Origin of the sequence: Sulfobacillus thermotolerans (assembly GCF_039623705.1) — a bacterium.
GTDB classification, from domain to species: Bacteria; Bacillota; Sulfobacillia; order Sulfobacillales; family Sulfobacillaceae; genus Sulfobacillus; species Sulfobacillus thermotolerans.
Genome location: NZ_CP133983.1, coordinates 1,293,608 through 1,307,375, shown reverse-complemented (window position 1 = coordinate 1,307,375; position 13,768 = coordinate 1,293,608). Strand labels below are relative to the sequence as shown.

General features: G+C 47.6%; 13 protein-coding genes. 11 read left to right on the top strand and 2 right to left on the bottom strand.

Features of this window, described 5'->3' with window-relative positions:
• The first annotated feature begins 49 nt into the window (after window positions 1-49).
• From ORD20_RS06630 to ORD20_RS06580, 11 genes are all read left to right on the top strand, one after another.
• Complete coding sequence (locus tag ORD20_RS06630) at window positions 50-508, top strand: YdcF family protein (RefSeq protein WP_103376442.1); 459 nt, start codon at window positions 50-52, stop codon at window positions 506-508.
• 314 nt (window positions 509-822) lie between these two features.
• The gene (locus ORD20_RS06625) at window positions 823-1,032 is read left to right on the top strand and encodes a hypothetical protein (RefSeq protein WP_430626619.1); all 210 of its coding nucleotides are present in this window, start codon (window positions 823-825) and stop codon (window positions 1,030-1,032) included.
• A 7-nt stretch (window positions 1,033-1,039) separates the two neighbouring features.
• A complete protein-coding gene (locus tag ORD20_RS06620; RefSeq protein WP_430626618.1) occupies window positions 1,040-1,468 on the top strand; it encodes a hypothetical protein in 429 nt (142 codons plus the stop codon).
• The gene (locus tag ORD20_RS06615) at window positions 1,465-2,496 is read left to right on the top strand and encodes a glycosyltransferase family 2 protein (RefSeq protein WP_158246358.1); all 1,032 of its coding nucleotides are present in this window, start codon (window positions 1,465-1,467) and stop codon (window positions 2,494-2,496) included. Before ORD20_RS06620 ends, ORD20_RS06615 begins: the two co-directional genes overlap by 4 nt.
• Entirely contained in the window at window positions 2,459-3,085 is a 627-nt protein-coding gene (locus tag ORD20_RS06610; protein ID WP_430626617.1) for a glycosyltransferase family 4 protein, read from the top strand. The genes ORD20_RS06615 and ORD20_RS06610 overlap by 38 nt, the downstream gene beginning before the upstream one ends.
• Window positions 3,075-3,620: a hypothetical protein gene (locus ORD20_RS06605; RefSeq protein WP_103376445.1), complete on the top strand. Its 546-nt coding sequence runs from the start codon at window positions 3,075-3,077 to the stop codon at window positions 3,618-3,620. Before ORD20_RS06610 ends, ORD20_RS06605 begins: the two co-directional genes overlap by 11 nt.
• Window positions 3,589-4,833, top strand: a complete 1,245-nt coding sequence (locus tag ORD20_RS06600; protein WP_103376446.1) for a hypothetical protein — start codon at window positions 3,589-3,591, stop codon at window positions 4,831-4,833. The genes ORD20_RS06605 and ORD20_RS06600 overlap by 32 nt, the downstream gene beginning before the upstream one ends.
• The gene (locus ORD20_RS06595) at window positions 4,824-5,912 is read left to right on the top strand and encodes a glycosyltransferase (protein WP_158246359.1); all 1,089 of its coding nucleotides are present in this window, start codon (window positions 4,824-4,826) and stop codon (window positions 5,910-5,912) included. Before ORD20_RS06600 ends, ORD20_RS06595 begins: the two co-directional genes overlap by 10 nt.
• 42 nt (window positions 5,913-5,954) lie before the next feature.
• Window positions 5,955-7,448, top strand: coding sequence for a lipopolysaccharide biosynthesis protein (locus ORD20_RS06590; RefSeq protein ID WP_103376448.1), 1,494 nt, complete (start codon window positions 5,955-5,957; stop codon window positions 7,446-7,448).
• On the top strand, window positions 7,445-8,569 hold the full coding sequence (locus ORD20_RS06585; RefSeq protein WP_103376449.1) for a glycosyltransferase family 4 protein: 1,125 nt from the start codon (window positions 7,445-7,447) through the stop codon (window positions 8,567-8,569). Before ORD20_RS06590 ends, ORD20_RS06585 begins: the two co-directional genes overlap by 4 nt.
• On the top strand, window positions 8,562-9,530 hold the full coding sequence (locus tag ORD20_RS06580) for a glycosyltransferase family 2 protein (RefSeq protein ID WP_103376450.1): 969 nt from the start codon (window positions 8,562-8,564) through the stop codon (window positions 9,528-9,530). The genes ORD20_RS06585 and ORD20_RS06580 overlap by 8 nt, the downstream gene beginning before the upstream one ends.
• A 6-nt stretch (window positions 9,531-9,536) precedes the next feature.
• On the opposite strand, the gene ORD20_RS06575 is transcribed toward ORD20_RS06580, so the two are convergent.
• Both ORD20_RS06575 and asnB read right to left on the bottom strand, forming a co-directional pair.
• Window positions 9,537-11,894: a hypothetical protein gene (locus tag ORD20_RS06575; RefSeq protein ID WP_103376451.1), complete on the bottom strand. Its 2,358-nt coding sequence runs from the start codon at window positions 11,892-11,894 to the stop codon at window positions 9,537-9,539.
• Complete coding sequence (gene asnB, locus ORD20_RS06570; protein WP_103376452.1) at window positions 11,891-13,768, bottom strand: asparagine synthase (glutamine-hydrolyzing); 1,878 nt, start codon at window positions 13,766-13,768, stop codon at window positions 11,891-11,893. Before asnB ends, ORD20_RS06575 begins: the two co-directional genes overlap by 4 nt.

Below are 13,768 nucleotides of genomic sequence, written 5' to 3'. Positions count from 1 at the left end.
TATGATAGAGTACCCACAGTGGCCGAAGTAGAAGGAGTGTTGGGAATTCGTGAACATTGACAGTATAGTCATTTTAGGAGGCCCTGAACTAGAACGCCGAATCCGTCAAGGGGTAGCCACCGCCAAGCAACATCCCTCAGCCAGTGTGTTACTGTCAGGCACCCCACAAGAAACGATGTCGATGCGGCGCATGGTGCAAGATCAATTAGGAGATGGATGGTTGATCATTGAAGATGGGACCTCCTGGAGTACGGTCGATAATGCCGTGTGGACGCGGGGTATCTGTGAGGAGAGACACTTCATGCACCTCGCTGTGGTAACTTCCGAATGGCATATGCCACGAACCCAAGCTATTTTCCGTTGGGCTTTTTCTCAGTCGCCTACGCAAATCATCTTTATCCCCGCGAAAAGCTTTGATCCGCGTATTCGCACATGGCGCCTGTTAGAATTAGGCAAGTGGGCGCTCTTTTGTGCATCCAGCCGAAATGACAAAGAGTCAGCACCCTAAACTCTCCCCATTGTCCCCACAGCTAAGTGCTACGCGCCGACGTATATCAGGCAGTTAATTCCTGTAAATTACGTGGTGCCTAGGCCTTAAAATGCCGCTCAACCTTGATAAACAACAGACAAGGAGAATTAGCTACTAAGTCACACGGACAAGCTCTACTTTTGACCTTGTAGATTCCAAGGCTTTATGGGTACGTGAAGCACTGAGGTTTCCAAGGAATATTTCATGCAGTGGTAAAGCCGCTATCACCATTCGCATATGGATTTCATCTAATCGCTGTCGTCTCGGGTTCAGAAAGAAAAGAGGACATCCAAGTGCTTAATGTGAATTCAGAAAACCATGCACTGTCGAATACGGTTGCAGTAATTCCTGCGTATAATGAAGAACGTTTTATTGCTAGTGTTGTGTTTCTCACAAAACAATATGCTGCCACCGTGATTGTGGTGGCGGCAAAGCGGATTTCGTGCCTTTTCCCCGCATGCACTAAGAAACTTAAGGCTGCGCAGCGAGCATTTATCAGTTGAATCGGAAATGCAATTTGAGATTCGTACCCACGCACTGAAAGTCTGTGAGGTCGGCATCAGCGTTCAATATCTTGACAAAATGAAACGGAATCCGATTCGGCATGGTCTGCAAGTATTAGACACCATTTTGGGCATTATTTCCCGCAAACATCCGCTTTTGGTGTTCGCGTTGCCTGGCGTTCTATTAGCATGCATTGGACTGACCACGGAATGGGTCGTTTTGCGAACGATTGACGTCCGGCACATCTTGCTCATGGGGCATGCGATTTATGGCGGTTTCTTATTATTGGCTGGACTCGTTCTTGTCATCACCGGAGTGATTCTGCATAGTCTTGAATCCATCGTGGCGCGCATTCGTCAAGAGGTCGCGACCAATCCCCGTCATGCTTCGGCGAGTGATTCGTCATCTTCGTTGCAAGGAGGATCGTCTCTGTGACCTTGTTCCCGACGTTATCCGTAATTCTTGTGTCCTATCACAGCCGACACGACCTGGAACAGTGTTTACCGTCTCTTACCTGTTCGTCGCCCATGGAAGTTATTATCGTAGATAACGACCCGCAAGACGGCACCAGCCAATGGCTGTCCGCCGCTTACCCTGACATTCACGTCATAGCCTCGTCAAATTCCGGTTATGGGGCGGCGTGTAATCTCGGTATGAAACATGCACGCGGCCAATTTTGGTGCGTGTTAAATCCCGATACTCTTTTGTATCCGGGCGCGCTAGATACCCTGCTGGAAACGTCCATTGCTCACCCCGACGCCTTAATCACCCCTGCTCTTTTGCAACCGTCGGGCATTGTTAACGCCTATGGCAACACCATGCACATTACGGGCATTACAACCTGTGACCATTTTGGCGATGCTTGGACGGATTCGCCCCGATTTTATTCACCGCTCTTAGCCTCCGGAGCTGCTATCATGGCCCCGCGCAAGGTATGGGAACAATTAGGAGGTTTTGATCCCTCATATTTTCTCTACATGGAAGATGCCGATCTATCACTTCGCGCGCGACTGCAGGGCTTAACTGTGATTTGTGATACCCATGCGCGCATCATGCATGATTACACCCTAAATCTCACCGCCGAGAAATTTTACTGGCTAGAACGCAACCGCTGGCGCACGCTTTTAACCACGTATTCCACGCGTACGCTCATCACGTTGACAATCCCTTTGATCGCAACAGAGATCGCGACCTGGGTGTATGCTCTGCTCAAAGGACCGCAATATGTTTCGGCCCATCTCCGAGTCTATCTTTGGCTGTTCCGTCACCATGCGGTATGGCGCGTAAAACGTGCGGTGGTGCAGCGTTCGCGCACCATATCCGACGCCACTCTCCTGACCGAAATGGAGACCGCCTATCCCTTGAACCAACTGATATCTGCCCGGTGGCTAGCACACCACCTGAGCCGTTGGTCCGCGCGGTTCTTTGGTTGGTTTGGCGGAAAGAAGGTGGCATTGCGGTGAAAGTCGCCCACATCGCCGCCACATTTCCTCCGTATATGGCCGGAATGACTCAGCTCACCGCTTTAAAAACGTGCCGGTGTTGATAGAGGCGGTCAAGCAGGCCTCGAGTGAGACCGATATTTTCACGTTTGTCATTGGCACGGGAGACCTGCAAAGTGCATATGCTGCAACGGCTCCTAAAAATGTTCATTTTTTGGGCCATATCGATAACCTTTTGCAATATTACAATGCCGCTGACATCACGGTCTTGCCGTCCTCCACGCCTGAATCCTTTGGCCTAGTTCTCGTCGAGTCGATGGCGTGCGGAACCCCCGTCATTGCTACGGACTTGCCAGGGGTACGAACGGTTGTAGCACCAGGACACACGGGACTGATTGTGCCTCCACGAGATGTTGACGCTTTAACCGAGGCGCTGCTCACGTTGTTTCGAGATACCGCTCGGTTAACAGAATATGGCCATAACAGTCGGCACTGGGTGGAGCAAAAATACTCCTGGGCGACCGCCGTCGATGCCCTAGAACATGTCTATCAACAGGTCAATACACGTTGGGGTCACGGCATATCGCAGGAGGTGCCCTATGCAGGTTAACATTATTCCAGCCTCTCACCCCTGGCCCCAGATGAGCCGTGGAGCGATGGAAGAATCGTGGCAGCGCATTTTGGACTTCGTATTTGCTGATGCCATGGATCAAGCACTGCAGTCGCTCACCATCTACTGGCCGCGTACTGAATTAGATAATGAAGGAATTGCCTTGCGTAGCGCCTTTCTACCCTCTACGCATTCTGGAGCCACGGGCGCTTTGTGGATCGGAAATACTTTAAGCGACACGCTATCAGGATTTTCTCGCATTTATTGGCTCCATCAAAAAAAGGCGCCGCGTGGATTCATTACCACATTAACATCCGTCAAAGAGTATGCCATTTGGACCCATACGTCGAGATGGTGGGGGCTGGGAGTGCGACTCGCTGACCTAATTCACGCCACGAGCCTACGCGATCGGTGCATGAGCCGTTCACAAGCCCACTTTGTTGCGACACATGCCTCATCCGCCCAATTGTATTTGCACATTTACAACGTCCAGGAGGTGTCACATGTCCAACCGCTTGCCGCAAGCCCTCGCTAATCTGGATGCGTGGTTGCAAACTATGCGCCAACCTGGCGGTTATGGAGGCCCTGTGGCCCATTGGTGGCGCGACCAATTTGTCTATACAGGACCGGGCCTCGATTGGCGCTACGAAGGCATTCTTATAGGATACAGTGAGCTATGGGACAAAACCCACGAGGTGCAGTGGTTAGTGCGTATTAAGCAAGCAGCAGAAGATCTGAAATCAGGGCAGCTGCCGGACGGCAGCTACCGCATGAGTCGCTTTGAGCAAAACCCAGGCACACTCGGCACGCCACACGAAGCGGCGGCTTCGATGGGCCTGCTTATGGCCATGGATCGCACGGGCGATCTCACCCTACTAGATACGGCTCGAGCCAATCTTGACAACCTGATTCACCGTTTATGGGATCCTACCAGCCATGGTTTTACTGACAAGCCCGGTGTTCCAGGGCGGGTGCCTAATAAGCTTGCGACGTTCAGTCAAGCCCTTTGCCTGTTGGCGCGTCTCACGCAAGACGACCAATATCTCGAATACGCCAAGATCGCCATCGATGACGTGTTGCGGTTTCAAATTGACCGCGGACGTTTTCAAGGCGCTGTTCACCAATATGCACCAGATAACCAGCATGGCGATCATAGGCTTTTTCCGTACTACAACGCCCGCTGCATCGAGCCCCTACTCACTGCATCCAAGGTATTTTCGGATTCCACTTATAGCCAAGCCGCTTCCGAAATTACGAAGTTTTTGCGGCACACCATGGCAGATGATAGTAGTTGGCCCCAAATTGTCTATACCTCTGGGCGCCGTATGGATTATCCCAAATGGTTAGCGGGTACGGCCGACATCCTTTATGCCTTTCACCGCATGGGACAGCCATTGCCGGACCGTGCGCTAGATCGTCTTTTGGCCAGTCAATTGCCTTCAGGAGCATTTCCGACAGCCGTAGGGTTTAATCGTAAAACTCACCGGCATGCTCCATTAGATCCGCCCGATTACCGGGATCTCATGCCTGTGGTGGGCTGGAATGACAAGGTGCTGAGGTTACTTGCGGCATTGTTGCCCCCCGAGACAACCTTACCCCCGCCTAATGTTCAGTCCTATTCACGACCAGCACGTATTGCTGCAAAGGATACCGTGTTTACTGAAACCAATCAGATGTTTCAATATGACAGTCATTATGCCGTCTCTAAATCGGCACCATGGGCGAAGGGAGAAAGACTATGGGGATAGCGCTCGCCGTCATGCTGATTGTTGTGTTTGCGTCCTTTCACCTCTACCGTAGGATCCGGCCTTCTAAAGTCATGCCAGTATTTCCGCTACCCGCGTTGCCAAGGTACACACCACGGGTCTCATTTCTTGTACCAGCATGGAATGATGGACCGCATATTGTCGACTTTGTTGCCTATTACAAACAATTAACGTATCCCGACAAAGAACTGATTTTGTGTGTCGGTGGAAATGACCGCAGCGAGGCGATGGCACGGTCTTTGGCGGACTCTGATATCCACGTCATCACCCAGCATGCTGGAGAAGGCAAGCAAGTAGCTTTGCGCCACAGTTATTCGGTCTCGTCTGGCGACATCATTTATCTAACCGACATCGACTGCCGGTTGCAAGATGACACGGTCAACAACTTATTAGGCACAATGCTGAATAACGGGTATCAAGCGGTCACGGGAGCATCGAAGCCGCTCAAAGAACAAGAACTTGAACCGTTTGTGCAAATACAGTGGGCCATTGATCAATATTTAGCTCCGCATCTAACCAGTTCCACTTCCGGACTCTTAGGCCGCAACGCAGCGGTTATGCGACATGCCTTAAATGCGGTTAACGCGTTTAATGAAGATGTCGCCGCCGGCACTGATTACTTCTTAGCCAAGAAGCTCTTAGCCCATGGCTTTCAAATTTATTATGTGCCCGGATATCCCGTGGCCACAGAGTATCCGGATTCTATACCCGTGTACATTCACAAGCAGGCACGCTGGATCCGAAATGTGTTCGTGCTAGGCCGGCAGTTTCATAATCATAGCGAGGTCTTCAGCGCTTTAAAGACCCTTTTGCTCCCTGTTGTGACAGCGGCATTGTTGCTAACCAGCATCATCCTAGCTTCGGCCCATAGTCCCATATTTTGGCCCACAGCGACGACTGCTCTGTTATCCGTTTTACACCCGTATCTTAATCGCAGATGGTATCTGAAACAAGCTGGACTTAAAATCTCAGGTCCCTCGCCTTGGCTCCATTGGTACGCCGATATGCGAGCCGCTATGCGAGCCACATGGCAGATTTTACGAAACAAGGTTGTGTGGTAACGTTCACCGGCCAAAGACATCCATAACACGAGACGGAGAGCAATGGAAAAAGTAGCTGCGCTTAAAATAGAATCGTTATCGGTCATTGCAAAAGATTGGGTTCGGTATATCCCGACGTCGATTATTCCCGCCGTCTTCGCTGTCATTGCATCAGCCATCTTTACCCGAATGTTCCCGCCCAAGGTCTATGGCCTTTATAGTTTAGCCTTAGCTCTCTCTGTGCCGTTTATCAACGTATTTTCTCAACCAGTATCACAGCCAATAGGGCGGTTTTATTACGAATACCGAGCGTTAAATCAACTCGACGCCTTCTATCACACAGCGGGAGGACTTTTGTTTAGAGCCTTAATCATCTTGTTATCCGTCGAATTGATTGCGGGCTTCGTGTTAAGCCTGATAGACATGAAGGACGTTGGGCTGATCATCGCCCTTATGCTCTATATTCCCTTACAGCTCCTCATGTCCGCCACACAACCCATTCTCGTTGCCAGTTTTCAAACACGCCATTATCAAATTGTCAGGCTATCCACAACCTTTTTGAGTGTCTTACTCCCGCTTGGGCTCATTGCCTTATGGGGCCGTCACATTAGCTTTATCCTATGGGGTAATGTTTTAGGATTAAGTGCGTTCCTCCCCATCGTGTTGAAATGGACGGGCATTCACCTTAACATCAAGGTAGACAAATACTCGCTTACCATCGTGCAATCCACCTTGAAGCGCTTTTTACACTATGGCTTGCCGTTCATTCCTTGGTTTTTAGCAGATTCTACGCTTTCCATAGGCGATCGCTATATTCTTGCTTGGATGCACGGACCAGCGACGGTCGCCATTTACGCCATCAGCTATGCGCTGGCTCAGCAGGGCGTGGGACTAATTTCCGGTCCCTTTATCACGGCCAGTTGGCCACGTATCTTAGAGCACTGGAAAACGGACGGTCGAGAGAGCACCATAAAATTTCTTAGGAATCTGACATCAATCTACTTTATGTTGTCCGGACTGGTGGTGGGTCTGCTGTTTGTCATAAGCAAACCCTTGATGGAAATCCTTGTCGCCAAGGCATATGTATCTGGCCATGTCATTATTGGACCAGTAGCCATAGGTGTCGCTCTTTGGGGGGTATCGATGATAGGGCATAAATCCATGGAGCTTACAGAGAGGAACTCTCTGATGGTCTGGGATGCGGGTATAGCAGCTATCCTCAACATTCTCCTGAACCTTTGGTGGGTTCCCCACTACGGCATCACGGGAGCAGCCTATGCGACAATGGTCAGTTATTTCATCTACACTGCTCTCATTTGGTTTCAAAGTCACAAGGGTTTGACTTGGCAAGTCCCCCTCCCCACGTTGGTATTTCTTCTTGTGCTGTCCAGCGTTGGTTGGGAGGTAACACATGCCGTAACCCTAGCCCTTTCATCGCCCTTTGAATCGCTTATTGCCTCTTCCATTGTATACACAGGATTATATGCTACCGGATTGTGGCTCTGGCTGAAATCAAGAGCTCGTTTGCTTACGACAGTGCTCAGGAGTGAACCATGAAAATTACATTTGTATTGCCCGCTTATCCCACTAAACCGATTGGCGGATTCCGCATTGTGTATCTCTACGCCAACTACTTAGCCGCACATGGTCATAGCGTTACCGTTGTGCATGCCCTCAAGTATGGTCCTCTCGATTTCCCCACCCCGTCATGGCCCAGGCCTGTTCGCCTTGTGTGGCGACGATTTCTTTATCGATTGAAGTCTCATATCGTGCCTCCAATCAGATGGCAACCGATTCATCCAAAAGTCCACCTCGTGTTCGCGCCAGGCGATCCCGATGAATCATTTATCCCAGATGGGGACGCCGTTTTCGCGACGTTCTGGTGGACGGCACACTACATTCATGGTTATTCTCGGTCAAAAGGTCGAAAATACTATTTAATCCAAGGGTGGGAAACGTTTGCTGGGGTATCTTCTTTGATAATTGAAAAGACCTGGCTATTGCCTCTAAAGAAAATAGTCATTGCACGTTGGTTGATGGAAAAGGGCGAGAGTATCGGCGCGAAGGACATGTACTATATCCCGAATGGCATTGACTTGAATGTTTTTAAGGTAACACGTCCAATTCAAAATCGAACACCTAGCATATTAACCTTGTATCATACCAGCAAGTGGAAAGGGGTTTACGATGCAATAGCAGCTCTCCAACGCGTTCATGAACGTTATCCCGATGTCCCCGTTACGATGTTTGGAACAACCATGCCTACGGAGGCACTTCCTAAGTGGATTAACTTTGTTTGCAATCCACCCATTGAAAAATTGGTTAATTTATATAATTCTCATAGCATTTATCTGGCAGCTAGTTTAATCGAAGGATGGGGGTTGCCTCCGGCGGAAGCCATGGCTTGTGGATGTACTGTCGTCGCCACTGACATCGGCGGATTTCGGGAATATGTAGTTCCTAACGTGACAGGCTTACTCAGTCCTGTTTCAGACCCCAATATGTTATATGCTAACTTGGCTCAGCTAATTGAGAACAAGGATTATCGCATTGCCCTTCAACGAGCAGCCCATGAGCATATACAGCAATTCTCTCTTGAGGCAATGGGCTCACACCTGCTACACCTTTTAAACCAACAGATATCTGATAAAAACGAAAAGGAGAAGACTCATGGCTAAAAATCCTAGCGTGGCCATTTTAACCGCGACCTATAATCAAGAACAGTATATTCGTGAATGTATCGATAGCGTCTTAGCTCAAACTTATCCCTATTGGCATCTCTTTATCCTTAATGACGGCTCTACTGATGCTACCTCACAAATAGCGCATGAATATGCCGCCCGCGATAGCAGAATCACAGTAATGGACTTTGAACACGAGGGCATGCTAACCCTTGCTAAAAGGTATAACACAGCCCTTACGCAAAGTACTGATGATTTTGTTGCTATTTTAGATGGAGACGATTTTTGGCCACCAAATAAGTTACAAATTCAAGTCGGTGCCCACTCGAAGAGTGATGTTGCTCTTAGTTTTGGAAACGTGTTGGAAATAGCTGAACCTCATAAAACAGAAATGTTTTCTGCAGATACGAGAACATTTCTGAAATGTGCCGATCCATATACAACATTAATCCCCTATCTTGAATCACGATTTTCCGTTTTGCCCGTTTCCACACTTTTAAGACGAAATGCATTAGATAGAATTGGCGGCTTTCAACAGCCCTCATACTTGCCACTATGTGACTATCCAACATGGTTGCTTCTGGGCACAAAAGGCATGATGTACATTGACAATATCCTGGGCTATTGGCGCCACAACCCAAACCAAACAACATGGGTTCAAGCACGACAAACCGCTTATGGAATGTTCAAATACGAAAGGGAGTTTGTAGAACAGCAGCAACTTCCAGTGGACCTATTTAGCAAATCCCGTACGAGATATCTCGCAGACGCAAGCTATCGCTCGGCCGTATTATCATGGAAAAGTGGTAATACTCAAGAAGCATACGAAGCGCTAAAGGAACTCTTTATGTTTCGTAGATTTCAGAACATCGATATGCTATTTAAGTTTTTCCTTGTTGTGGCATGGAATACACTGCGGTCAACACAACATTCTGCGTCTTCAGAGAGACAATCATAATACGCATTAATGGGTAGTTTTACGACGTCCGTGTAACGATGTTCTGGTACTGATTATACGGGTCCATCCTAGCGAAACAAGCCCAGCAATACCGAGGCCCAACAAGCCGATAACCCATGCCCAAAATTCCGATGTGCGATTACCGAGCACATAAAGATAAGCATTGGCCAGTCTGTGATCGGGTAGAACACTTTCGTCATCGCGGTATATCATTTTACCGTTGTCTGTAATATCCACTTCTACTTGTGAACCGACTGGAAACTTTATGTAGCGAATAAACGACATCCGCACAGATACGACGGACGTGGCAGGAACAACTTCAGTTATACCATTTACCTTGAGCTGTATATGGGATCGCAGTGCAATTCCCGAGTGGTTGGATATTGTCACCTTTACCTTATAAGGTTGTCCTGCATACAAAACCCCCGTATGCCCTATTTGGACATGTGCTGTAAAGTCTGGTATTGCCCCAGCGGTCGCTGACCATGCCTGCTTTTTAATGTTATACATTACAATATAGTGACCAGGCTTTAAGTTAAAGGTCTTCGTCAATGGCCCATGGGTCGTGTTGTTACCCGGTTTGACCCACAAATCCGCTCGAAACGCCCCTTGGCTAATCTGCACATGACTAAACGTTGCTGATGACAATACTGTAGACGTCCCACGCACACTAGTGATCCAGCTCTGTAAATCCCATGGATTCCTACCGGTCTCATAGGGCTTAACCTGGCTCACAAACTTTTCCCACGTTGTCTTGTTGGTTGGAACGGGTACCATCGAAACAACAGGGTCCAATGAGTACGGTAGAAGGTCGACTCTGCCTCGACCCGCATAGATTAGGAAGTGCCCCACACTATAGAGCTGTGACATTATCGCCCATGTTTTCTTGTGACGCGTTTCCCGCAACCACCCGTCAAACACATGACCACCATTCAGATCTTCGAATCTTAAAACAGAATTGTGTCCTAAGTTCTCGACGCCTTGCGTAGCGTTCCATAAGTGCACTAAGTTATCAATTCGATTAATATACAACCGAGGTTTTTGCAGATAGGCTGCGTTGGTATCTACCCTATAGCCTTTTGGCAACGCTTCGCTCGAAACGCGTGTTAATGTGTCGCTGTTTACCAGATAGGGATGTGATAGATAAGGAGGGACTTGATTAGTTAAGCCATCTAACCACGGCCAAACGCTGTCCGCACTCGATCCAGAATCGAAATAAATCCCTTCCGAACCAGAATACCCATTCATTGCTTGCACAAAACTAACATAAGGCCATTTTTTAGATACCACCCACTGGCCATACGTATGTGGATTAGGAGCATATACCCGAACCGATCCGATTCTGTAAGCATGATTAAATCCGTAAAAACCTTGCACCTCCAGACTATATCTCCAGAGATCGGGATTTTCCATTTTCCATGACATTCGGAAATATGATTGTTGCCGTTCTACATGTTCAGGCGCATAGGGATCGTGTTTCGGAAATTGCTGAGCACGAATAACTTCTTGCGCATAACGCGACTGTGAATAGCCATAAAATGCAAAGGGAGACTCAAAATCCACAAACGGTGGATATGTTAGAGAGTTGAATCGATACATCCCTGCTTCCTCAAATCCTACAAATGGAAATTGCAAAATAATATTGGTGTTAAGGTCAAAGTAAAGAGGACTCGGATTTTCTACAAACCAATTTATATTTTTATCCTCACCAAACCCGAGGTAAGGGAACTCCGGCCAAAAAGGTTTTTGGACATGAAATACTGGTGCATTGGGAAGTCGAACAGTTCCTTCAAATCGCGGTACCCCGTATCCGACACTTTTCTTAGCTATTAAGCTACCAGACTGCCACTGCGGAACCCCAGGGATGTATTCCCCAACCCGTGTTGTCCATAATAATTTTTTGTCTTGAAACTGATTGACCACCAGATCGTAATTGGTTTTCCCCCTAGTAATCCAATAACCAGAGCGAGTTTGCAGCGTATAGGCCATGACTAAATGATGATGGCCTTGTGTATCTTGCATCGTCATAATCCTCGCTAGTTCACGACCACGGCCAAGCAGAGAAAACTTTACTTCCATCTTAATATTGGAAGGAGTGTTGATTGAAAATATATATTGGTCAGTAGTTGTATTACCATTTTTAGACCACACTCGGTGAGTCCATGGAACTGCTTTTCCGTTTGATGATAAGATATTTACCCAAATAACATGACCATCAACGACGCCAATCTTATGAAAGCCACTAGCCTTTGCGTAAGCGAGAGGCCCTAGCGCAACGAACCAAAGTCCTAAAACAATTAGACTAACAGATAGTCTCTTAAGATGCATGGCAACGTTTAACCTTTCGTTCACGTTCTGGCTCACAATGACACCTCATAGTGAGCCATCCACGAATCTAAGACCATTAAGGCCCATAGCTGATGCGCTTCTTGTGCCGTTTTTGTGTCACGACTTAGCCATTCGTGCCACGGGTTTTTATCCGATAATTCCCATACACGCCTGCGCAGTGGCTTTAATGGCCCATTAATCCAATGCGTCAATGGAGCCTGAAAAGTTTGTTTCTGACGTTCTGTAACTTGAACCGGCAACTCTTTCCGGAACGCTTCTCGAAGAATTACTTTTCCCTGCGTTTTGGACATCTTATCGGTTTGGCATAATCTCATGCCTATATTTACAACTTCAAGGTCTTGAAACGGTACCCGCGCTTCTACAGATTGAGACATCGTAGCTTTATCCAATCTTAAATTATAATGGTCGGCAACGTGAGTACCCAATTCTAAGCGCGCAAGGCGTTCGACATTGGACAAACTGTCGTCAACTTGGGGCCACGTGAGATCTTGACCTTTAGCTTCGGCGAGGTTTTGCACCCACAAAATGATTTCTTCCGGTGCAAGACCTAACCAACCCGCAATCGTATAGACATCAAATAGCACGGAGCCAATGATCCAAAACCTATCCGATACAGACTTACGCCACACAGACGATGCCCCAAGCAGATTTCTTTTAAATTCCCGGGTCAGAACAGGTATATATGCAGACATTTTAGCAACAGGACCAAAAAACGGTATTGCATTTAACGCATCACCCTTGATAACGGCAAAATAACTCCGATATCCATGAAATATTTCATCAGCCCCGTCTCCCGTAAGGACCACCTTAATACCTTGATTGCGGGCCGCTTGGCTTAATAATATTTGGCCAATAAAATTAGGTTCGGCAATGGGCTCGTCTAGGGCTTTTATATAATATTCCCAGTGAGTGGTAAACGTAGCGGGGCTCAGTTGCACCGTAGTATGCCGCCAACCCAATCCACGGCTATACTGTTCTGCGAGAAAAGCATCAGAATTAGCTTCTGGACTTGATTCCGAATAGCTCAAGCCAAATGATTGGTATGACCCATGGCTAGCCATTAATGACGCTATAACTGTCGAGTCTATTCCTCCACTCAAGAAAACTCCAACGGGAGCATCGCTTAATAATTGACGCTCAACCGCTGATGAAAGAATTTCTCGTAACAAGCTCACACGGTTATTAAAATTTGACGGAAGATCAGTGGATTCTCGCCACAATAACGAAACAATACGACGAGAGCGTATTGGTTCCTCGCAACTACCCCCGAATATCAAAACTTCGCCTGGCTCAAGTTTATATACACCGTCGATTAAAGACCACGGGGAAGGTACATAACCAAACAACAAATAAAATACCAACCCTTTTATAGACACACTATTCGACCGTCCGACTGTCATTGCTTTTAATTCGGACGAAAACGATATTCCCGACTCATCGCGAGAATAATATAAAGGCTTTACACCCATTGGATCTCTTGCGAGCATTAACGTTTGTGTAGCGATGTTCCATAGTGCAATACTGTAAACACCATTCAAACGCGATAAAGTTTGTTCAACGCCCCATTGCGCAAAAGCTCTAACGATAGTTTCCGTATCTGAAGAAGACATCCACGATACAGAAGCTCCTAAACTTCTTCGAATTTCTTTGTGATTGTAAATTTCACCATTAAAGGCTAAAACATAGTTTTGATATGTCATGGGCTGATTGCCTGCTATGCTCAAATCTTGAATACTCAAACGTTTCGTCACAACACGATATTGACCAAAATCAACAACCTGCTCAAAATGCCCAGTTTGGTCCGGACCGCGATGTTCTATTAAATCGCCCATAGAAGCGACCCGCTGAACACTATCCATCCGGCCCAATACTCCTGCAAAACCGCACAA